At 63.9% G+C, this 19,063-nt stretch carries 22 protein-coding genes and 1 tRNA gene; 2 read left to right on the plus strand and 21 right to left on the minus strand.

The features are described 5' to 3' along the window. Nucleotides 1-22: 22 nt before the first annotated feature. Entirely contained in the window at nt 23-802 is a 780-nt protein-coding gene (gene amrB / locus K5658_RS06720) for an AmmeMemoRadiSam system protein B (protein WP_221066922.1), read from the plus strand. Further along, the gene (gene amrA, locus K5658_RS06725; protein WP_221066185.1) at nt 789-1,361 is read left to right on the plus strand and encodes an AmmeMemoRadiSam system protein A; all 573 of its coding nucleotides are present in this window, start codon (nt 789-791) and stop codon (nt 1,359-1,361) included. The genes amrB and amrA overlap by 14 nt, the downstream gene beginning before the upstream one ends. 160 nt (nt 1,362-1,521) lie before the next feature. On the opposite strand, the gene K5658_RS06730 is transcribed toward amrA, so the two are convergent. The 21 genes from K5658_RS06730 to pyrG all read right to left on the minus strand — a co-directional run bounded on the left by K5658_RS06730 (nt 1,522) and on the right by pyrG (nt 18,875). After that, a complete protein-coding gene (locus K5658_RS06730) occupies nt 1,522-2,412 on the minus strand; it encodes a hypothetical protein (protein ID WP_221066186.1) in 891 nt (296 codons plus the stop codon). Nucleotides 2,413-2,527: 115 nt separating this feature from the next. Then, the gene (locus K5658_RS06735) at nt 2,528-3,997 is read right to left on the minus strand and encodes a DUF1254 domain-containing protein (protein ID WP_221066187.1); all 1,470 of its coding nucleotides are present in this window, start codon (nt 3,995-3,997) and stop codon (nt 2,528-2,530) included. A gap of 118 nt (nt 3,998-4,115) precedes the next feature. Next, the gene (locus tag K5658_RS06740) at nt 4,116-4,625 is read right to left on the minus strand and encodes a hypothetical protein (protein ID WP_221066188.1); all 510 of its coding nucleotides are present in this window, start codon (nt 4,623-4,625) and stop codon (nt 4,116-4,118) included. A 408-nt stretch (nt 4,626-5,033) separates the two neighbouring features. Then, a tRNA-Ala gene (locus tag K5658_RS06745) sits at nt 5,034-5,109 on the minus strand. Nucleotides 5,110-5,191: 82 nt separating this feature from the next. Beyond that, nucleotides 5,192-5,770, minus strand: a complete 579-nt coding sequence (locus K5658_RS06750; RefSeq protein ID WP_221066189.1) for a hypothetical protein — start codon at nt 5,768-5,770, stop codon at nt 5,192-5,194. Nucleotides 5,771-5,993: 223 nt separating this feature from the next. After that, nucleotides 5,994-6,473, minus strand: coding sequence for a cupin domain-containing protein (locus K5658_RS06755; protein WP_221066190.1), 480 nt, complete (start codon nt 6,471-6,473; stop codon nt 5,994-5,996). Between the two features lie 105 nt (nt 6,474-6,578). After that, entirely contained in the window at nt 6,579-6,896 is a 318-nt protein-coding gene (locus K5658_RS06760; protein ID WP_221066191.1) for a PilZ domain-containing protein, read from the minus strand. Nucleotides 6,897-6,939: 43 nt separating this feature from the next. After that, complete coding sequence (locus K5658_RS06765) at nt 6,940-7,866, minus strand: ketopantoate reductase family protein (protein WP_221066192.1); 927 nt, start codon at nt 7,864-7,866, stop codon at nt 6,940-6,942. Between the two features lie 124 nt (nt 7,867-7,990). Then, the gene (gene hda, locus K5658_RS06770; RefSeq protein WP_221066193.1) at nt 7,991-8,722 is read right to left on the minus strand and encodes a DnaA regulatory inactivator Hda; all 732 of its coding nucleotides are present in this window, start codon (nt 8,720-8,722) and stop codon (nt 7,991-7,993) included. Between the two features lie 11 nt (nt 8,723-8,733). Continuing rightward, a complete protein-coding gene (wrbA, locus tag K5658_RS06775; protein ID WP_221066194.1) occupies nt 8,734-9,330 on the minus strand; it encodes an NAD(P)H:quinone oxidoreductase in 597 nt (198 codons plus the stop codon). Between the two features lie 81 nt (nt 9,331-9,411). After that, nucleotides 9,412-9,759: an arsenate reductase (glutaredoxin) gene (arsC, locus tag K5658_RS06780; RefSeq protein ID WP_221066195.1), complete on the minus strand. Its 348-nt coding sequence runs from the start codon at nt 9,757-9,759 to the stop codon at nt 9,412-9,414. Further along, nucleotides 9,756-10,217 carry a CBS domain-containing protein gene (locus tag K5658_RS06785; RefSeq protein ID WP_221066196.1) on the minus strand — a complete coding sequence of 154 codons (462 nt, stop codon included), beginning with the start codon at nt 10,215-10,217 and terminating at the stop codon, nt 9,756-9,758. The genes arsC and K5658_RS06785 overlap by 4 nt, the downstream gene beginning before the upstream one ends. Before the next feature lie 173 nt (nt 10,218-10,390). Next, nucleotides 10,391-11,428, minus strand: coding sequence for a tRNA pseudouridine(13) synthase TruD (gene truD / locus K5658_RS06790; RefSeq protein ID WP_221066197.1), 1,038 nt, complete (start codon nt 11,426-11,428; stop codon nt 10,391-10,393). Then, nucleotides 11,428-11,910 (minus strand): 2-C-methyl-D-erythritol 2,4-cyclodiphosphate synthase, encoded by a 483-nt coding sequence (gene ispF / locus K5658_RS06795; protein WP_085212243.1) that lies wholly within the window; start codon nt 11,908-11,910, stop codon nt 11,428-11,430. The genes truD and ispF overlap by 1 nt, the downstream gene beginning before the upstream one ends. Nucleotides 11,911-11,914: 4 nt before the next feature. Beyond that, nucleotides 11,915-12,670 (minus strand): 2-C-methyl-D-erythritol 4-phosphate cytidylyltransferase, encoded by a 756-nt coding sequence (ispD, locus tag K5658_RS06800; protein WP_221066198.1) that lies wholly within the window; start codon nt 12,668-12,670, stop codon nt 11,915-11,917. Nucleotides 12,671-12,690: 20 nt separating this feature from the next. Beyond that, the gene (gene ftsB / locus K5658_RS06805) at nt 12,691-13,026 is read right to left on the minus strand and encodes a cell division protein FtsB (RefSeq protein WP_221066199.1); all 336 of its coding nucleotides are present in this window, start codon (nt 13,024-13,026) and stop codon (nt 12,691-12,693) included. Between the two features lie 23 nt (nt 13,027-13,049). Then, nucleotides 13,050-14,333: a phosphopyruvate hydratase gene (gene eno, locus K5658_RS06810; protein WP_221066200.1), complete on the minus strand. Its 1,284-nt coding sequence runs from the start codon at nt 14,331-14,333 to the stop codon at nt 13,050-13,052. Nucleotides 14,334-14,547: 214 nt separating this feature from the next. Then, on the minus strand, nt 14,548-15,747 hold the full coding sequence (locus tag K5658_RS06815; protein ID WP_221066201.1) for a class I SAM-dependent methyltransferase: 1,200 nt from the start codon (nt 15,745-15,747) through the stop codon (nt 14,548-14,550). Nucleotides 15,748-15,879: 132 nt separating this feature from the next. After that, the gene (gene kdsA, locus K5658_RS06820) at nt 15,880-16,701 is read right to left on the minus strand and encodes a 3-deoxy-8-phosphooctulonate synthase (protein WP_221066202.1); all 822 of its coding nucleotides are present in this window, start codon (nt 16,699-16,701) and stop codon (nt 15,880-15,882) included. Between the two features lie 25 nt (nt 16,702-16,726). Further along, entirely contained in the window at nt 16,727-16,951 is a 225-nt protein-coding gene (locus tag K5658_RS06825; protein WP_221066203.1) for a hypothetical protein, read from the minus strand. Nucleotides 16,952-17,231: 280 nt separating this feature from the next. Continuing rightward, nucleotides 17,232-18,875, minus strand: a complete 1,644-nt coding sequence (pyrG, locus tag K5658_RS06830) for a CTP synthase (RefSeq protein WP_221066204.1) — start codon at nt 18,873-18,875, stop codon at nt 17,232-17,234. Nucleotides 18,876-19,063: the final 188 nt, after the last annotated feature.

Below are 19,063 nucleotides of genomic sequence, written 5' to 3' on the forward strand. Positions count from 1 at the left end.
CACGAGGCCAGCCACCATGACTATTTTCCGTAGACCCGCCGTCGCCGGAGCCTTCTATCCCGCCGATGCCCGCCCGCTCCACGACATGATCCAAGGCTTCCTGTCGGGGGCCACGGCGGCGGGGAATCCGCCCAAGGCCATCATCGCCCCTCATGCCGGTTATGTCTATTCCGGTCCCATCGCCGCCAACGCCTATGCCTTGGTCGCGCCGAACCGGGGCACGATCCGGCGGGTGGTCTTGATGGGGCCGTCGCACCGGGTGGGTTTCAAGGGCATCGCCGCCACCCAGGCCGATGCCTACACCACGCCGTTGGGGGATATTCCGATAGACCGGGCGGCTATCGAGAAAATCCTGCCTTTGCCCTTCGTGGGTTATCTCGACCAGGCCCATGCCCAGGAGCATAGCCTGGAAGTGCATTTGCCGTTCCTGCAAGAGATACTGGGGGAATTCCAATTGGTGCCCTTGGTGGCGGGGAATGCCACGCCCGAACAGGTGGCGGCGGTATTGGATTTATTATGGGGTGGGCCGGAAACCTTATTGGTCATCAGTTCCGACCTCAGCCATTACCATGATTACGCCACCGCCCAAAGGTTGGACCAAGCCGCTTCCCAGGCCATCGAAAACCTGGATTGGGCAGCTTTGGATCATGAATCGGCCTGTGGCCGGGTGCCGGTCAGCGGTTTGTTATACTCGGCCCGGTGCCGGGGTATGCGGGCGCGGACCGTCGATTTACGCAATTCCGGCGATACCGCCGGTGGCAAAGACCGTGTTGTGGGGTATGGTGCCTATGTCTTCGAATAAATGTTCGCTGCCCGAGAATCTGCAAAAAGTGGTGCTGAATCTCGCCCAAACCTCGATCAAGGTCGGGCTGGCCAACCGGGCGGCTCCCACGGTCGATGTGCAGGCGTTCCCGGCCGAACTGCGGGAGCCACGGGCCACGTTCGTGACCTTGGAATTGGATGGGCATTTGCGGGGGTGTATCGGTTCCTTGAGCGCGGGCCGTCCCTTGGCGGAAGACGTGGTGGAGAACGCCTTCGCCGCCGCGTTCCGCGATCCGCGGTTTCCGCCGGTGACGGAGGCCGAACGGGAACGGCTGGCCATCCATGTTTCGCTGCTGACGCCCGCCGAGCCGATGAACTTCGGGTCGGAAGAGGATTTGCTGGGACAGATCGTGCCGGGGGTGGATGGTTTGATCCTGGAGGACGCGGGGCGGCGCGGGACCTTTTTACCCGCGGTGTGGGAATCCCTGCCCGAACCTTGGCAATTCCTCATGCATTTGAAGCGCAAGGCCGGTTTGTCCGAGCATCATTGGTCGGATACGGTGAAGGTTTGGCGGTATCGGACGGAAGTGGTGGGCTAGGGCATGTCCTACGGGGCGGCCCGCTTTTGAAGCTTTGCGGGCCGCGTCCCGCCGGCGCGGTCCCAGGAAGTCAACGGCCAGCGCCGGGGTAGGTGGCATAGGCTCCTGGACCTGGAAAGAAAGGGCTTTTCAGCGCGATGGGGGATGCCGCGGACCGGGATCACCAATAGCCCGTCAAGCCCACGAAGGGGCCGTTGAGGGTGGCGTTGGTCTGGATCGGGCCGCCCTTGTCGATGTTGTAGCGCAACGCCTTGTAGCCCAGTTCGATGGAGGTGGGCATGTCCAGGATCGTGGTGCGGTAGCCCACGGTGCCCAACAGGGAGCCGGTGAACTGCACCCCGCCCGCGCCGAAGCCGCCGAAATTCCCATCCACCAAGACGAACCATTCCGGGGAAAAGCCGACCATGAACCGCGCCCCCAGCACCGGGCTGGTGAACGATTTGCTGGCCGAGAAACTGCGCGGGCCGTTCAATGGATTGCCGAACGGGGTCTTGAAATCGACGCTGTTGTCGAGCCAGAGCGTGCGCGCCCCGGCGTAGGCTTCCAGCCAGTTGGCGTTGCCCTTGTTCGCCAGGGTGGCGGGCAACTCCGCCGCCGAGGGACCGAGTACGCGATAGGCCAAGCCGTAATCCATCACGCCCAGGTCGCTGTCGATACCATTGCTGATATCGCCGAACTTGGGCTTGAACCGCAGGCTCATGTAGTTGCCATCGAGATAGAAACCGAAGCGCCCGTAATGGGCACCGAAGCGGCCCATGAAGCCTAGCGGGAATTGCCGCGACTTGTTGTTGATGTCGATGAAACTGGCATCCACCGACTGGCTGGTCGGCCCCGCGCTGAAATTGCCCTTCACCCCGGACGTCCAGATGTAGGCGGTGAGGTTGAAGGCCCAGGGGTCTTCCGGCGCGGGCAGGGCCGGAGCCGCCGCCGGTCCGGCCTGGACCCAGGAGGTGAATGCCAGGGCCGCCAGTCCTGCCCAGCGCGGACCGGGGCGGAATCGGGTTCGCGGCGTTTGCTGGGCCGATGGCTGCGATAACTCCAAAAAGCTCATGTCTTGTCTCTCCCTAGGGTTGCTAAATGCGGTTGGAATGGAGTTGGCCCGGTGGTCCCTCGGCGGGTGTTGCCGGCTTCGCCCTGGGCCGCGCCGAAAGCGTGTGGTCGATCCTTCATGGGACTTGCTTGAGCGCGGGCGGCTTCCAGGTCCCGTCCAGCACCGAGGGGGCCTGGTCGTTGGGCCAGTACATGCGCATCGTCAGATTGAATTCGCCTTTGGGGGCGGGTAGCCAGTTCGCCGTCTTCGCCTGGCCGGGCGGGTCGGCCTGGATGAAGAGGTCGAGCGAACCGTCGGCATTGCGCTTGAACGGCATCCAACTGCTTACGGCGTAGCGGTTGGCCGGATTGGGGACGAAGAACGAGCCGGGGTCGTACATCGTCACCGACCAGAAGGCGCGGACCGGCGGCTCCTCGCCCTTGGCGAAATGCAGGACGTAGCGGTTGGCCCCGTTGAGCGGTTGGCCTTCGCCATCGACGAAGGCGGACGGATACACGGCGTCCGCGGCCAGGTTCGCCCCGAGCCCGATCAGCGCGACCACCGCCCGCGTCCCGTAGTCCGTGCCGAAGTCGGCCAGTTTCATCGACGGGATCCGCCAACCGTTGATGGGGGCGCCGGCCTGTTTGGAGGCGGCCGTCAGCTTTTCCAGCGCGGCCGGCAGCGATTGCTCCAATCCCTTCGCCAAGGCCGGATCGAGCTTGGCCGGATCGAAGGGCTGTCCCGGCACGATGCCGATCTTGGCGAGCTTCGCCAGCACCGGCGCATCCGCCGGGGGCGGGGGGTTGTCCTTCATCAGGGCGGCCAGCGTATCGAAGAAGGCCGCGCTGCCCATCTTGGCGACGGCTTCGGCCGGTGCCAACCGCATATCGACCGTCGGGTCCACCGCCGCCGGGGGCGGGGTGTAGGGTTTCCCGAACGCCGACAGGGGCGTGAGTTGGTATTGCCGCTGGACCGCATGCACGGCGGCGTAGTCTTTCGGGCCATTGGTCTGCGTGCGCCCGATGATCCAGACCAGGTTGGTCGGCGACCGCAGTGGCTTCATGCCGGCAGGCAGGCTGCCGGTCCAGCCCGGCCCGGTGATCGCGTAATGTCCCGGCCGGGTTCCGGTGGTGCGCTTGCCGGGGGAGGCGAAGATATTGGTCCAGGCGTCGAGCATCGGCATCAGGTAGTAGCGGCCATGGGTGTCGGGCACCGATAGCACGATGGGCTCCTTGGACAGGTCTAGCCACGCCGTCGAATAAAGGGTATCGACATTGGCGCGCACCACGTCCTTGAACGAAGCATCCGGGAATTGCGGCATGTGCGAAAACTGGTTGACGGGAGCCGCCGTGGGCCCGGCCATCGCCACGTTCGACATCTTCTTGCGGGTGGCGTCCATGATGACCAGCGGAAAACCATAGACGACCGCTTCGATGCCGGCTTGGAGGCCTTCCTGTTCCTTGGCCGCGTCCGTGGCGGATTGGCCCTGCGCGTCGGCCTTTGCCAGGGGGGCCGTCGGCGTGACCGCCTTCCAGCCGCACGCCGTAGGGGCGATGGCGGCCAACAGCATGAGGGTGGTCTGTGCGTTGACGTTCTTTTTCTTCATTCGATCCTCTTTGGCGAAGGTCTTGAAACCGCCCATCGGGCGGGCGGAAACCCCGCGCGATTATACGCACCCATTCGCATGTATACGCATCGCGCGGGAAGGCCGCGGCTGGATTGCCTCAGGGCTGCGCCCGTTTTCCCTGGCCCAGGAACAAGGCGACGAATTCCCGTTTGCCGATGACCCGGATGAGTTCCCTGAGGGCGCAATACACGAAGAACAGCACGATCAGCCACATCTGGATCAGCCAGAAACGCGGCCAGACGACTTCCTCGAGCAAATGCCGGTGGGCTTCCGCCAAGTGACCGTATTGCTTGAAAAAGGGCAGCAGGTGTTCCGCGTACCGGACCAAGAAGGTGGCGGTCAGGTAGATGCCGGTTTTCCACAGCACGTTGTAGATCAGGGGCTTGTCGGGGAAGCGGTTGACGAAGGGGAGGTTATCGACCAACAGCACGACCTTGCCGACGATCAGGGCGCCGATCAGGGCGCCGCCGAAGTTCACGAGGGGTATGCCGTATTCCTGGTCGATCAACCTTTGGGTGATGACCAGCAGGCAGAACGTCAGGAAAAAGAAGACCGTGGGTGGAATCACCGCCAGGAATTCATGTTTCAGGGTTTTCAGCAACTTCACGTTCCGCTCCTATTTCTTGGTGTTCTAAAACGGGTTCAGTATCGGCGGGCCGCGCGGGGCCCGCATCCAAAGCATGCCGCGAGGCGCGTGGGATCGCCTCCCCGGTGCCTGGCCCGCGCGGGCAATCCCGGCGACGGGGAACGCCCAACCCCGTGCCCGCTAGTGCCGGGCGTTCCTGGTGGCGGTGCCATGGGTTCTACGCGGCGGTGCCCGATGGCGGATTTGCTCCCGCTTCGAGAAACTCGCCTGGGACTCTATGGGTTGTCTCCGCTTCGTCTCCGCACCCATCCGGTTTCCTGGGGGATGTCAACAGAACCTGGGATGGAGTGGCTTGGAACAACAAAAAACCCGCAAGTCCTTGAACTACGCGGGTTTCGGTGTGTTGTGGGATTCCGTGGAACCCCGAATTGGTGGAGAAGAAGGGGATCGAACCCTCGACCTTCGCATTGCGAACGCGACGCTCTCCCAGCTGAGCTACTTCCCCGAAAACGAGGCGCAATCCTAGACCATTTCCGCGCCTATCTCAAGGCCCGCCGTTGCAAAACACCGGGCCGGTCGGGCGGGGATCACGGCGGCGGCGGGGCGGGCGGACGGCTACGGCTACCCAGTCCCAGGCGGCGGGCGTTTTCCTTGAAGGCTTCGAGTTCGTGCTGGGCCTCGGCCTTGGAGGCGTGCGGTCCCTTGAGCCCTTCGCGGGCGATGAAAAACCATTCGATATTGCCCTTGCCGGGGTTCCATTGCTGCAACAGCCGGTCCGGGGAATAGAGGTGCCAGGTGCGCTGGATATTCTTGGGGCCGGGTTGGGCCGGGGGCGGGGATTCCCTGCCACCGGTGAGGTTCAGCTTGTTGGAGATGTTCTTGAACAGGTTGAGTTCGTACAAGGCCCGTTCCTTGGATTCGTATGGGCCTTTGATGCCTTCCCTGGCGTTGAAGAACCATTCCGGCAACCCCGTGACCGTGTTGGTTTGCATGAAAACCCGGTGGGTGCTGAATTTGGCGGGGGCGGCGGGTTCGTCGGACCGGCCCCCGGTCAGGTTCAGCCGCTGCGCGGCGATCTTGAAGACATTCAGCTCGTAGAGGGCTTGCTCCCTGGAGTGGTGCGGGCCTTTGATGCCTTCCCTGGCGGTGAAGAACCATTCTTGCATCCCGGTGTTCGCGTTGGTTCGTTCAAAAATACGGGTACTGTTGAACATCGGACGACCTCTGCACAGCGTGTGATATAGGGAAGTTAAATATATCCTTGGATCGCATCGGGGGAAAGTTATCCACCGGGGGACAGCCTTGGGGTCGCCGCGACGACCGGACCCGGCGCGCAGTATAGGCCGGGGGGGGGTGTGTGTGGTTCCGTGTTTCTACGGATGTCCCGGTTCAATAGGCCGTGCCGTCCTTGTGGAAAAAACCATAGCCGCCACGCACGGCGCGGGCTTCGAGGTCGGCGTCGGGATAGTGCGCCCGGTCTCCGGGCAGGCGGTCGCCGACTTCGAGATAGACCGCGACCGCTCCGCCCCGGTTGACGAGGTGGTGGCCGTCGGGCTGGCCGGCCGGGAAGCCCGCGCAGTGGCCGGGGTGGAGGCATTGCTCGCCGGACTCGGTGATCAGGGTCACTTCGCCTTCCAGCACGTAGATGAATTCGTCCTGGCGGGTATGCCAATGGCGTAGGGCCGACATCGCGCCCGGCTCCAGCCGCACCAGGTTGACGCCGAAGTTCTGTAGGCCCAGCGCGTCGCCCAGGGCGTGTTTGGCGCGGCCTTGGGCGGCGCTGCGGAATGCTTCGGTGGGATAGGTGGAGCCGGTCCGGGCCGGTAGCGCGGCGGGATCGAGGGCGGGCGGGATCGGGGTGGGTCGCATCGGTTGGTTTCCTCGTGGCGGTGTGGGTTGTTTGCCGTCAGGCGGACACGGATACCTCCCTCCCTCCGGCGCGCAGGGCGGGGACACCGGGTGTTATCCGCCGGTTTAGTCTTCCGGTGGCCGGGTGATGAAGACCGAGCCGGGGTCCCAGGCATGGCGCTCGGTGAACATGAAGCCCACCAGGAAGCCCTTGCCCGGTCCTTCCTTGTCGATCCGCATGGCGCGGGCGCAGCCTTCCAGATACAGATCGGGCAGGCGTATCTTCACCACATCGCCGACGCCGAAGGGCGGGACGCGCTCGAAATGGGCCTTGAAGCCCTCGACCGACAAGTCCTTGAGTCCGAACTGGAGTTCGCCCAATTCCATCAGGACGATGCCGCCGGACCGGGTTTTTTTGCGGAAGAATCCTCTGTTTTCGTTCATGGTGGGCGTTTCCATGGCTTTGGAACGGACGGGGGCGGGATGGTCAACGGGAGGCGGCGCGGGCCTCCACCAGCCGCATCAGGCCGTACAGCGTCGCGAGGCGCGGCACTTCGAGCCCGAGGCGCTGTCCGGCCCGCACCGCGTTGCCGAGGATGGCTTCGGTTTCCATGGGGCGGCCGGCCTCGTGGTCCAGCAACATGCTGGTTTTGTAGGGCGGCATCTTGCGGGTGCTGGCGACCTGTTTCTCCACCATGTCGGCGGGCAGGGGATGGCCCAGGGCGTTCGAGATCAGGATCGTTTCCGCCATGATCGCCCGCGCCAGGGGTTCCGCCGTGTCCAGGATGGCGTGGGTGTCCAGCCCGCCCGACAGGACCGACAAGGGGCTGAACGCCGCGTTCCACACGCATTTCTGCCACCGCGCCCCGACCACGTCCTCGCTGGCCACGCATTGGATGCCCGAGCCTTCGAAGGCTTGGCACAGGGCGAGGGTGGCCGGGGAGGTGCCCCGTGGATAATCGCCGAGGGCCAAGCGGCCATAGGCCTGGTGCCAAATCTCGCCGGGCGCGGTGCGGGTCACGCAGATGAAGGCGAGGCCGCTGATGAGGGCATGGTCCGGGTAGGCCGCGGCGATCTCGTCCTCGATCTCGACGCCGTTGGAGACCAGCACGATGCGGGTCGCGGGGCCGAGCGCGTCCTTGAGCAGGGCGGCGCGGTCCGCGCCCGCCACCACCTTCACGCACAGCAGGACGTAGTCGGGTTTTTCCTCCAGTTCCAGGGCGCTGCGGACCACGCGGGCTGGCCGGAAATGGTGGTCGCCGACCGCCGGGACGGCGCTGCGGATGCGGAGTCCATGCGCCCGCACTTGCGCATAATCGGAACGGGCCAGCACCGAAACTTCCGCGCCTTGCTTGGCGAGTAGCGAACCATAGAAGCCGCCGACGGCTCCGGTGCCTATGATCAGTATTTTCATTGCGTCTCACCTGGTCGATTGGGAAGGAAAGCGTGGTGCTTGCGATGCGGTTTGGATGAGCGTAGCCGAATCCGGGCGGGCTGGGCAGCCCCTGTTGGCTGGATTATGACCACCGGGCGCGGGATTACGGTCTATTCGAGGAAGCCCTGGAGGCCGGTGGCGGGTCGATCCCCAGGAAGCGCTTCACGAAGGGGATGGTGAGCTTATGTTGCGCCGCCAGGCTGGCTTGGTCCAGGCGTTCCAGCAAGGCCCGCAGCGTTTGGGGGTCGCGGCGGTGGTGGGTCAGCAGGAAGCGCCCGACCTGGGGCGGTAGGTCCAGCCCCAGCGAGCGGGCGTAGAGGGCCAGGACCGCCAGCTTGTCCTCGTCGCGCAGGGCTTGCAGCCTCAGCGTCAAGCCCCAGCCGAAGCGGGTCTTGAGGTCGGGCAGGCGGATCGGCGAACGGGCCGGGGGGGCGCTGGCGGTGGCGATGAGGTCGCGGCCCAGGTCGCGCAGCCGGTTGAACAACTCGAACAGCGCCTCTTCCCAGGCCGCGTCGCCGGCGACTTGTTCCAGGTCGTCGAGGCAGACCAAATCCATGTGTTCCAAGCCTTCCAGCATCTCCGGGCCATAATCCCGCACCACACCCAGGGGCAGGTAGGATACCGTGCGCTGGAGTTGGCAGGCGGTGCGGCAGCAGGCGTTGAGGAGGTGGGTCTTGCCGCTGCCCGGTTCGCCCCACAGGAAGATCAAAGATTCGCCCGCCCCGGTGGCGGTGCGTTGCAGATGCCGGACCTGCTCGGCGTTCACCCCGGCATGGAATTGCTCGAACCCGAGTTCCGGATTGAAGGTGAACGGCAGGGGCAGTTGCTCGGGCATGGCGCGTGGGCTTATCCGGCCCTATCTTGCTTGAGCGCCCGGGCGGTGCGGGCCAGCCGCGCGCCGAAGGCCCGGCAGAGTTGGCGTTCCTCCTCGCTGACGCCGTCCTTGCCGCTGTGGCGGCTGGGGCCGTAGGGGGTGCCGCCGCTCTGGGTCTTGCTGAGGGCGGTTTCGCTGCTGGGGATGCCGACCAGGATCATGCCATGGTGCAGCAGGGGCAGGAGCATGGTGATGAGGGTGGCTTCCTGGCCGCCGTGCAGGGACGAGGTCGAGGTGAACACGCCGGCCGGTTTGCCCGACAGCGCCCCGGAAAACCACAGGCTGCTGGTGCTGTCGATGAAGTGTTTGAGCGGGGCGGCCATGTTGCCGAAATGGGTGGGGCTGCCGAGGGCGAGGCCGTCGCAGTCGCGGAGGTCTTCGAGGCTGGCGTAGGGGGCACCGGAATCCGGGATGCCGTCCGCGGTCGCGGCGCAGACCGGGGAAACTTCCGGCACGGTGCGCAGCTTGGCGACCGCGCCTTCGACTTCTTCGACGCCGCGGGCGATGAGGTTGGCCATTTCCGAGGTGGCGCCCCAACGGCTGTAGTAGAGGATCAGGATTTCAATCATGGGAGTTATAAGCTAAGGCTATGGAAATGAATGGCCCGCCGGGCGGGGCGGGCCGAGGCTGGCGGTTCCGTCGCCGCCGCCTCAAAGTATCCCGAGGATGTTTTCGGGGGGGCGGCCCAGGGCGGCCTTGCCGTTCGCCAGGACGATGGGCCGTTCGATCAGGATCGGGTGCGCCGCCATGGCGGCGAGCAGGGCGGCGCGGTCCAGGTCGGGGTTGTCCAACCCGGCTTCTTTATAGGCGGCTTCGCCCTTGCGGATCAGGGCGCGGGGCTCCAGGCCCAGCAGCGAGAGGATGTGTTCCAGTTCGGCGGCGCTGGGCGGGGTTTTCAGATAGTCCACCACGCGGGGTTCGAGGCCCCGCGCCCGGAGCAACTCCAACGCGCCGCGCGATTTGCCGCAGCGCGGATTGTGGTAGATCGTGACGCTCATGGTTGCGGGCCACTCCGCTGGGTCTGTTCCCGCGCCCGTTCCTGGTGGGCGATCTTGGCCAGCTGGCCCAATTCCCCGGCCAGGAGCGCCAACAGGTCGTCGCTGGCGACGATGCCGACCAGATGGCCTTGGCCATCGACCACCGGCAGGCGCCGCACGCCCTTGGCCCGCATCCGCCGCATGATATCCCACAGCCCTTCGTCTTCCCGCGCCACGGCCAGTTCGTAGCTCATGATATCGCCGACGCCGACCGCGGCGGGATCGAGCCCGGCGGCCAGGATTTCCACGACCAGGTCGCGGTCGGTCAGGATGCCGATGGGTTTCGCCCCGGTTCCGGTGTCCTCGACCACGACCACGCTACCGACATGGGATTCCCGCATCAGCTTGGCCGTCGCGGCGATGGAATCTTCCTTCCTGACGATGACGGTATTGCGGTTGCATAGCTGTCCTATCGACATGGCTGCCTCCATTCTATGTATGGCTGAACGGGGGATAGTTTAGCGCGGTTGGGGGAAACCCAGGTATGGGTATGGGATTAGGGGGAGGGATAACCCGGTGGCGGTGGGGCGGAATCCGGGACAAGGCGCGGGGAGCCCGCCTCTTCCATCCGGGGGCGGGTCCGCGCTCGGGTTCAGTCGTCCGAGAAATCGGTGCCGACCAATTCGCGCAACAGGGTGGTGGCATAGGCACCGGAAGGCAGGGCGAATTCCAGGCGCAGGCTTGCCGGGTCGGGGAATTCCCAGCGCAGGTCTTGCGGGCAGAGCCGGAAGGGCCGCCGCGCCGTTTCCAGGTCGAAGCGTTCCAGCCCATGGCAGAAATCCGCCAGTTCCTCCGCCACCGCGAGTTCCAGCGCCGCCGCCGCGCCGGTGGCGGCGGATGCGCCCTTGCCCCATAGCACGCCGCTGGGGTGGATGTCCCGGTCGGCCAGCCGTTGCAGGATATCCGGCGTCGGCGCTTCCGGTTTGAAGAAGCTCCGCGAGTCCCCGAACATGAAGGCGTCGCCCTCGACGGCTTGGTTCCATGTGCCGTCCGCGACGCGCCGGGCCAGCAGCCGGTTGAAGATTTCGGAGCGGGCGGCGGACAGATAAATCCCGCGTTTGTGGGGATCGACCCGGCCCAGGGTGCCCGCGAACAATTCGGCGGCGCGGGCGAGGTTCTGGCCTTCGTGGCCGAAGCGTTGCTTCCCGAAATAATTGGGCACGCCCAGCGCCGCGATTTGGCGCAAGCGGGCCGAAAGCGCTTCGGGGTCGCCATCGACCTGCTTCAGGGTGATGACGAAACGGTTGCCGCTGGCCGCGCCTTTCTTGAGCTTGCGGCTATTGCGGTTGACTTCGAGGACGCGCAGCGAAGGCGAGGCTAGGGCGCTCCAATCGGGTCCGTCCTTGCCCGGCAGTTGCACGCTATACCATTGCACGGTGAGGCCGTGGCGGTCCTTCAGCCCGGCGTAGCCGACCTCGCGGGAGCCGACCCCGGCGTAACGCGCCAGTTGGCGGGCGACATATTCGGTGTTCTCGCCGCGCTTCTCGACCTTGAGGAACACGTGTTCGCCTTCGCCGGAAGGCGCGAAGCCCAGGATTTCCTCGACCATGAAATCTTCCGGCGCGGCTTTCAGGGTGGCGGTGCCGACGGGACCGCCGTGGGCGTAGGGCAGGGGGGCGGGCATGTTCATCAAACCGGCACCTTGTGCAGCAAGGCCACGGCATAGGACGAAATCCCTTCGCCCCGGCCCTCGAAACCCATGCCTTCGGTGGTGGTGGCCTTGACGTTCACGGCGTCCACGCCGATTTCGAGGTCGGCGGCGATGTGTTCGCGCATCTTGGGGATATGCGGGGCCATTTTGGGGGCTTGGGCCACGAGGGTGACATCGACATTGCCGACCGCGTAGCCCAATTCCTTGAGCTTGGCCATGACGTTGCGGACCAGGATGCGGCTGTCGATCCCCTTGTAGGCGGCGTCGGTGTCCGGGAAATGCTTGCCAATATCGCCCAGGGCCGCCGCGCCCAACAGGGCGTCGCACAGCGCGTGCAGGGCCACGTCGCCGTCGGAATGCGCCGCCATGCCGTGGATGAAGGGGATTTTGACCCCGCCGATGACGATATGGTCGCCCGCCTTGAATTTGTGGGCGTCGTAGCCCTGGCCTATGCGCAACATTGTTTTATTCCCGGTTTTCGGATGGGTTGATAAGCTGGGCGTCTCCCGGTTCCTGGGAGAGGATTGAAACCATGTAAAAAACGGCCAGGGGCAAATCCTCGGGCCGGGTGATTTTGAGGTTGTCGGGCCGTCCCTCGACCAGCTTGGGACGCAAGCCCTTGAGTTCGATGGCGCTGGCTTCGTCGGTGACGACCCAGCCGTTTTGCGCCGCTGCTTCCAATGCCCCGCGTAACAGCCCGTAGCGGAACATCTGCGGGGTCAGCGCCCGCCAGACCCGGCCGCGGTCCACGGTGCCGGTGATATGGCCCGCCTCCACGCTTTTCAGGGTGTCGCTGACCGGCAGCCCTAGGATGCCGCCGACGGGGTCGTCCTTGAGCGTCGCCATCAGCTTTTCCACATCGGTTCGGGCGAGGCAGGGCCGGGCGGCGTCGTGGACCAAGACCCAATCATCGGGATCGGCCTCGTTTTCCAAGCTACGGAGTCCCGACAGCACCGAGTCGGCGCGTTCCTTGCCGCCGGGGGCGCGGCGGATTTTGGGGTGGGTGGCGCAGGGGAGGTCGGGCCAATAGCCGTCGTCGTGGCCCAGTGCGACCGCGATGCCGGAAAAAGCCTCGACGCTCAATAGCCGTTCCAGGGTGTGTTGCAGGACGGGCTTGCCCAGGACTTCGAGATATTGCTTGGGCACATCCGCGCCCATGCGCTTGCCGACACCGGCGGCGGGGACGACGGCCCAGAAACGGGGGGCGTTATTTGAAATCATTGGGGCGGTGGGTGGGGCGGTCAATGCTTCGGTTTTGCCGGGCCATGGGCCGGGGTGGTTTTCTCCGGCGGCGGCAAGGGATGCGGCTTCTCGAACACCTGCACGAAGGTCTCGCCCTCCTTGACCATGCCCAATTCCTGGCGGGCGCGTTCCTCGATGGCGTCGGTGCCTTCCTTCAAATCCTTCACATCGGCTTCGAGGGCGGCGTTGCGCTCGTGGAGCTTGTCGCCTTCCTCCTTGAGCTGCTCGATACGGGCTTGCAGTTCATGCAATTCGTAGATGCCGCCATCGCCGAACCACAAACGCCATTGCAGCAAGGCGACCAGCACCAGCAGAAAAATGATGAGCTTTTTCATGCCGGTGCCGGCCTTGGCTCAGCTTAGAACGCCCGCTTGAACGCGCTCTTGCCGGCGTAGACGGCCTTGTCGCCCAGTTCCGCCTCGATCTTCAGCAGGCGGTTGTACTTGGCGATGCGGTCGGAACGGCTCAGGGAGCCGGTCTTGATCTGGCCGGTGGAGGCGGCGACGGCCAAATCGGCGATGGTGCTGTCCTCGGTTTCGCCGGAGCGGTGCGACATCACGGTGGTGTAGCCCGCCGCCTGCGCCATGGCGATGGCTTCCAGGGTCTCGGTCAAGGTGCCGATCTGGTTGACCTTGATGAGGATGGAGTTGGCGATGCCCTTGTCGATGCCTTCCTTGAGGATTTTCGGGTTGGTCACGAACAAATCGTCGCCCACCAACTGGATGCGCGAGCCCAGTTTCTCGGTGAGGACTTTCCAGCCCGCCCAATCGCTTTCGTCCAGGCCGTCCTCGATGCTGATGATCGGGTACTTATCGACCCAGGAGGCGAAGAAGTCGGCGAATTCGCCGGAGGAGTATTTCTTGCCTTCGGATTCGAGGTCGTAGACGCCGTCCTTGTAGAACTCGGAAGCGGCGCAGTCTAGCCCTAGGAAGATATCCTTGCCCGCGGTATAGCCCGCGTTGCCGATGGCTTCCAGGATGACTTCGATGGCGGCTTCGTTGGAGGGCAGGTCGGGGGCGAAACCGCCCTCGTCGCCCACACCGGTGGCGAGGCCGCGCTGGCCCAGCACCTTTTTGAGGGCGTGGAACACTTCCGCGCCGTAGCGGATGGCTTCGCGGAAGTTGGGAGCGCCCACGGGCAGGATCATGAATTCCTGCATGTCCACGCTGTTATCGGCATGGGCACCGCCGTTGATGATGTTCATCATCGGCACCGGCAGGACGAACTCGCCGCCCTGGTGCAAATGGGCGTACAGCGGCTTACCGGCTTCGGTGGCGGCGGCGCGGGCCGAGGCCAGGGACACGCCGAGCAGGGCGTTGGCCCCCAAGCGGCCCTTGTTGTCGGTGCCGTCGGCTTCGATCATCTTGGCGTCGAGGCCGGCCTGGTCGGCGGCGTCGAGGCCCAGCACGGCTGTACGCAGTTCGCCGTTGACGTTGGCGACCGCCTTGGTGACGCCCTTGCCCAGGTAGCGGGCCTTGTCGCCGTCGCGCAGTTCGATGGCTTCGCGGGAGCCGGTGGAGGCGCCGGACGGCACCATGGAGGTACCGATGGCACCGGATTCCAGGACGACATCCACGGCCACGGTCGGGTTGCCGCGGGAGTCGAGGACTTCGAGGGCTTTCACTTCTACGATTTTGCTCATGTTGGCTCCATGATGGGTTGCGGGAATAACGTTAAAGTTCTGCTCCGGCCATTGGGTAATGGCGGCGTTCCTATTCGCCGATGAAATGGCCGGGCAGGGTGGCTAGGTGCGCCGGTTCATGATTTTCGTGGGCACCGCCAGCCTCCAGAAATTAATTATCTGGCACGCCGCTGGCGGTCATGGGCGGCGTTCAAATTCCAAGGACTCGCGGGGTTCAAGGTTTCTTGAGGATGTAATGCCCCGCGGTCGGTGCCATCGAACCCTGTTCTATGAAGAATTCATCCAGGGTCATCAATAAGTCGTACAGCGCCGTCCCCGCTTTCGATTCTAGGTATTTGCACAAACAGCCGACCGGGGCGATATAACGGATAAAGCTATGGGTCTCGCTCTTTTCCACGACCTCGAACCGCTCCAGGAAAACCTTGGGTATTTCTTGTGACCGTATGGATTCGAAAGGCGATTTCAGTGGCAGTTTGGGGCGTTTGGGGGGCTGTATTTGCTTTTGTTGCAGGCGGTTATAGGTATATTGCTGCGGGATGGTTTTGAGCAGGGCGGTGGTCAGTTCGATCAGCCTGTCGGGATACTGGAATTGCGAGTCGCCGATGAAGTCGTTGAGCCAGACCAGCCCGCCGGGTTTCAAAGCTGTCTTCATCCGGTCGGCGACATCCTCCAGAAACAGGCAATGATGCAGGGAGGTCGAGGCGACGATCAAGTCGTAGGTGTCGGCGGGGAGTTCCACGAAGTTCAAATCCCCTTGCGAATAAGTGCAGGCCAGACCTTCCTCGGCCGCCATCGCCCGTGCGCTGGCGAGCGCGTCCTCGGCGATATCGACGCCGTGGAAGCTGCGCACGATCCCCTTGTTCAACCACTCCCGTTCCAACCGCCCGGCTCCGCAACCCAGGGACAGCGCGTGGTCGAAGGTCAGGCCTTGGCTTTGGACCCAGGGCATGAAGTTGACCGCATGCCGGTTCAGGCCGAGATGGAAGCCCGCCCTTCTTTCTTCGTCCAGGACGTTCAGGTTTTCCTGTTGCTGCTGCTGCTTGTTGGGCAATACCCTCCCCCAATGGGCCGCTTCTTTCTCGGCCATCTGGTCATAGATGGCCCGGTCGCTTTTGGCGGTATTGGCGATGGCGACGGCTTCCTCTTGGGAGGGCAGGAGGGGGGTTTCCTTGAGGGGTTGGGCCAGTATCCGGCGCAATACCGCCAAAAGCTCCCCTTCCACCCGTGGATCGTCCGCGTAGGCGGGTATCCCGGATTCGGTGTCGGGATCGGCGAGTTCGCGGGGGGCGATGCCGCCGAGTTCCGCGGCCTTGAAGGCGGAGATACGGTTATGTTCGTACAGGAAAAAGGCCAGGGTTCGCCTTATCCCGGCGGTTGCACTGTCGCCATCCAATAAGGTTTGCGTACTAGACATTGAATCAAGCCCTCGATGGGTTTAGGTTGATGGGAGGCCCGTTACCATAACATGGGTTTGGGGTGATTTTAGCTTAGCACACGATTTTCCGCTTATTCTTCCCCCGACAGTTATCGATGGCAGGATTCTATTTTATAGGAAACCACTTTCTTTGACCGCCCGGTCCAAAGTCATCAATACTTCCAACAAACCCCGCATCTTGGCCAAGGGCCAGGCATTCGGCCCATCGCTCAAAGCCCGCTCCGGCTCGGGGTGGGTTTCCATGAAGAGTCCCGCGACCCCCACCGCCACGGCGGCTTTCGCCAGGGCCGGGACGAACTCGCGCTGCCCGCCGGAACACGAACCCTGCCCGCCCGGCAATTGCACCGAATGGGTGGCGTCGAACACCACGGGACAGCCGGTGTCGCGCATCACCACCACGGAGCGCATGTCCGACACCAGGTTGTTATAGCCGAAGGACACCCCCCGTTCGCAGACCATGATTTGCTCGTTGCCGGTGGCTTTGGCCTTGTCGGCGACGTTTTTCATGTCCCAGGGCGCGAGGAACTGGCCCTTCTTGATGTTCACCGGCTTCCCAAGGCTCGCGACCGCCTGGATGAAATTGGTCTGGCGGCACAGGAAGGCCGGGGTTTGCAGCACGTCGACCACGCAGGCGACTTCGGCCAGGGGCGTGTCCTCGTGGACATCGGTCAGCACCGGCACGCCGATGGTTTGCCGGACCTTCTCCAGAATCCGTAGGCCCGCTTCCATCCCCAAGCCGCGGAAACTCTCGTGGGAGGAGCGGTTGGCCTTGTCGAAGGAGGATTTGTAGATGAAGGGCAGGCCGAGTTCCTGGGTGAGTTCCTTGAGGGTGCCGGCGGTGTCGAGGGCGAGTTGTTCGCTCTCGATCACGCAGGGACCGGCGATCAGGAAAAAAGGGCGGTGGAGGTCGGTGTCGAAGCCGCAGAGTCGCATAATTTGGGGGTATGGAAGGGCTGGGTTAAAGCCGTTTGTTCAGGGTTTTCAAGGCCGTGGTATAGGCGAACCAATAACCTTTGCAATCGATGGCCACGGTGTCGGATTCACGTAGTTCGTAGCCCAGTTCGAGCCAACCGATTTCGGCTTTGGCATGGGGCGCCAGGGTATCTTTGAAGACCCGCGCCCCCGAACCATTGACGGCGAGTGTGCATTCATGCAGGTATTTGTCCGTGACATTCGTGATCATAACGACGGTGCCCCTGCCGATATAGGAATCCCGGATCACGACGGAAAGCGGGGGGGAAATGCCCTCCGGCAAGGCGAGCCCGGAGGACAGGGGGAACTTGGAGAACCCCAAGGCCGAAGATAGGCCGATAACGGAGACCCCTAACAGGGTGGCGAATAGTCTTCTACCCCAGATCATAAGGGTTGCCTCGCTGGAGAGCGGATGGGCCGATGGATAGGGTCCAGTTGGAAGGCCGGGCATGGTGCCAGAAGGGTATCCGTTAAATCAAAGCGCTTGGGTTTCAGCAGTCCGCCGCGGGGCTGGCCTTGTGGTATTCGCCCGCGGCGCGGACGAAGCCGGTGAACAAGGCGTGGCCCCCGCGCGGGGTGGAGGTGAATTCCGGGTGGAATTGGCAGGCCAGGAACCAGGGGTGGTCGGGGATTTCGATGGCCTCGACCAAGCGCCCGTCCAGGGATTTGCCGCAGACCCGCATCCCGGCGTGTTCCAGCGCCTTGAGGTAGTTGTTGTTGAATTCGTAGCGGTGGCGGTGGCGCTCGGTGATGACATCCTTGCCATAGACCCGGTGGGCCAGGCTGCCCGTGACCAAGCGGCATTTCTGCCCGCCCAGCCGCATACTGCCGCCCAGGTCGCAATCGGGTCCGCGCTGTTCGATCTGGCCGGAATCGTCCTGCCATTCGGTGATGAGGGCGATCACGGGATGCGGGGTCTTGGGCAGGAATTCGGTGCTGTGCGCCCCTTCCAAACCGGCCACGTCGCGGGCGAATTCGATCACCGCGACCTGCATCCCCAGGCAGATGCCGAGGTAGGGGATTTTGTGTTCGCGGGCGTATTTGACCGCCGATATTTTGCCTTCGATGCCGCGCTCGCCGAAGCCGCCAGGCACCAGGATGGCGTCCACGCCTTCCAAGGCGCCGGTCCCCTTGTCCTCGATCTCTTCCGATTCGATGAAGCGGATGTTGACCTTGGTCTTGGTGTGGATGCCGGCGTGGATCAGGGCTTCGGTCAGGGATTTGTAGGCGTCGGAATGGTTGACGTATTTGCCGACCATGGCGATGACGACCGCGCCCGCCGGATTCTTGAGGCCGTCCAGCACCGCCTGCCATTCCGACAAATCGGCGGGATGGGCTTCCAGCTTGAGCTTTTTCACCACGATATCGTCCAGCCCTTGCTGGTGCAGCGAGAGCGGGATGCGGTAGATGGTGTCGGCGTCCACGGCGGAGATGACCGCGTCCTCGTTGACATTGGTGAACAGGGCGATCTTCTTGCGCTCGGATTGCGGCACCAGGCGGTCGGAGCGGCAGATCAACACGTCGGGCTGGATGCCGATGGTGCGGAGTTCCTTCACCGAGTGCTGGGTCGGCTTGGTCTTGAGTTCGCCCGCCCCGGCGATATAGGGCACCAGGGTCAGGTGGATGAACAGGCACCGATCCTCGCCCAATTCCACCCGCAACTGGCGGATGGCTTCGAGGAAGGGCTGGGATTCGATATCGCCCACGGTACCGCCGATTTCGATCATGGCGACATCGTAGCCCTCGGCGCTCAGGCGGATCACCCGCTTGATCTCGTCGGTGACATGGGGGATGACCTGCACGGTCGCGCCGAGATATTCGCCGCGGCGCTCCTTGCGGATCACGTTCTCGTAGATTTGGCCGGTGGTCCAGTTGTTGACCTTGCCCATGGTGGTGCGCAGGAAGCGCTCGTAATGGCCGAGGTCGAGGTCGGTTTCGGCCCCGTCCTCGGTGACGAACACCTCGCCGTGCTGGAACGGGCTCATGGTGCCGGGATCGACGTTGATATAGGGGTCGAGCTTGGTCATCGTCACCTTGAGGCCGCGGGCCTCGAGGATGGCGGCCAGGGACGACGCGGCGATGCCTTTGCCGAGCGAGGAAACGACACCGCCGGTAATGAAAATGTACTTGGTCATGCGCGAAGGGGGGAGGGTTGACCGCGGTCGCCCGTTGGGGGCCAGGGGCGGATGCGGTGGATGGCGGAATATAAGCGTGGCATTTTACCCGACGCGGGGCGTTGCGTCATCGCCAGCCTTGGTTTCAAATCGGCGGAAAGCCGGTTTACCATAGCGGGATCGAGTAACAATCCCAGTTTTCAGGAGGG

It is taken from the genome of Methylomagnum ishizawai (assembly GCF_019670005.1).
Classification (GTDB): Bacteria; Pseudomonadota; Gammaproteobacteria; order Methylococcales; family Methylococcaceae; genus Methylomagnum; species Methylomagnum ishizawai.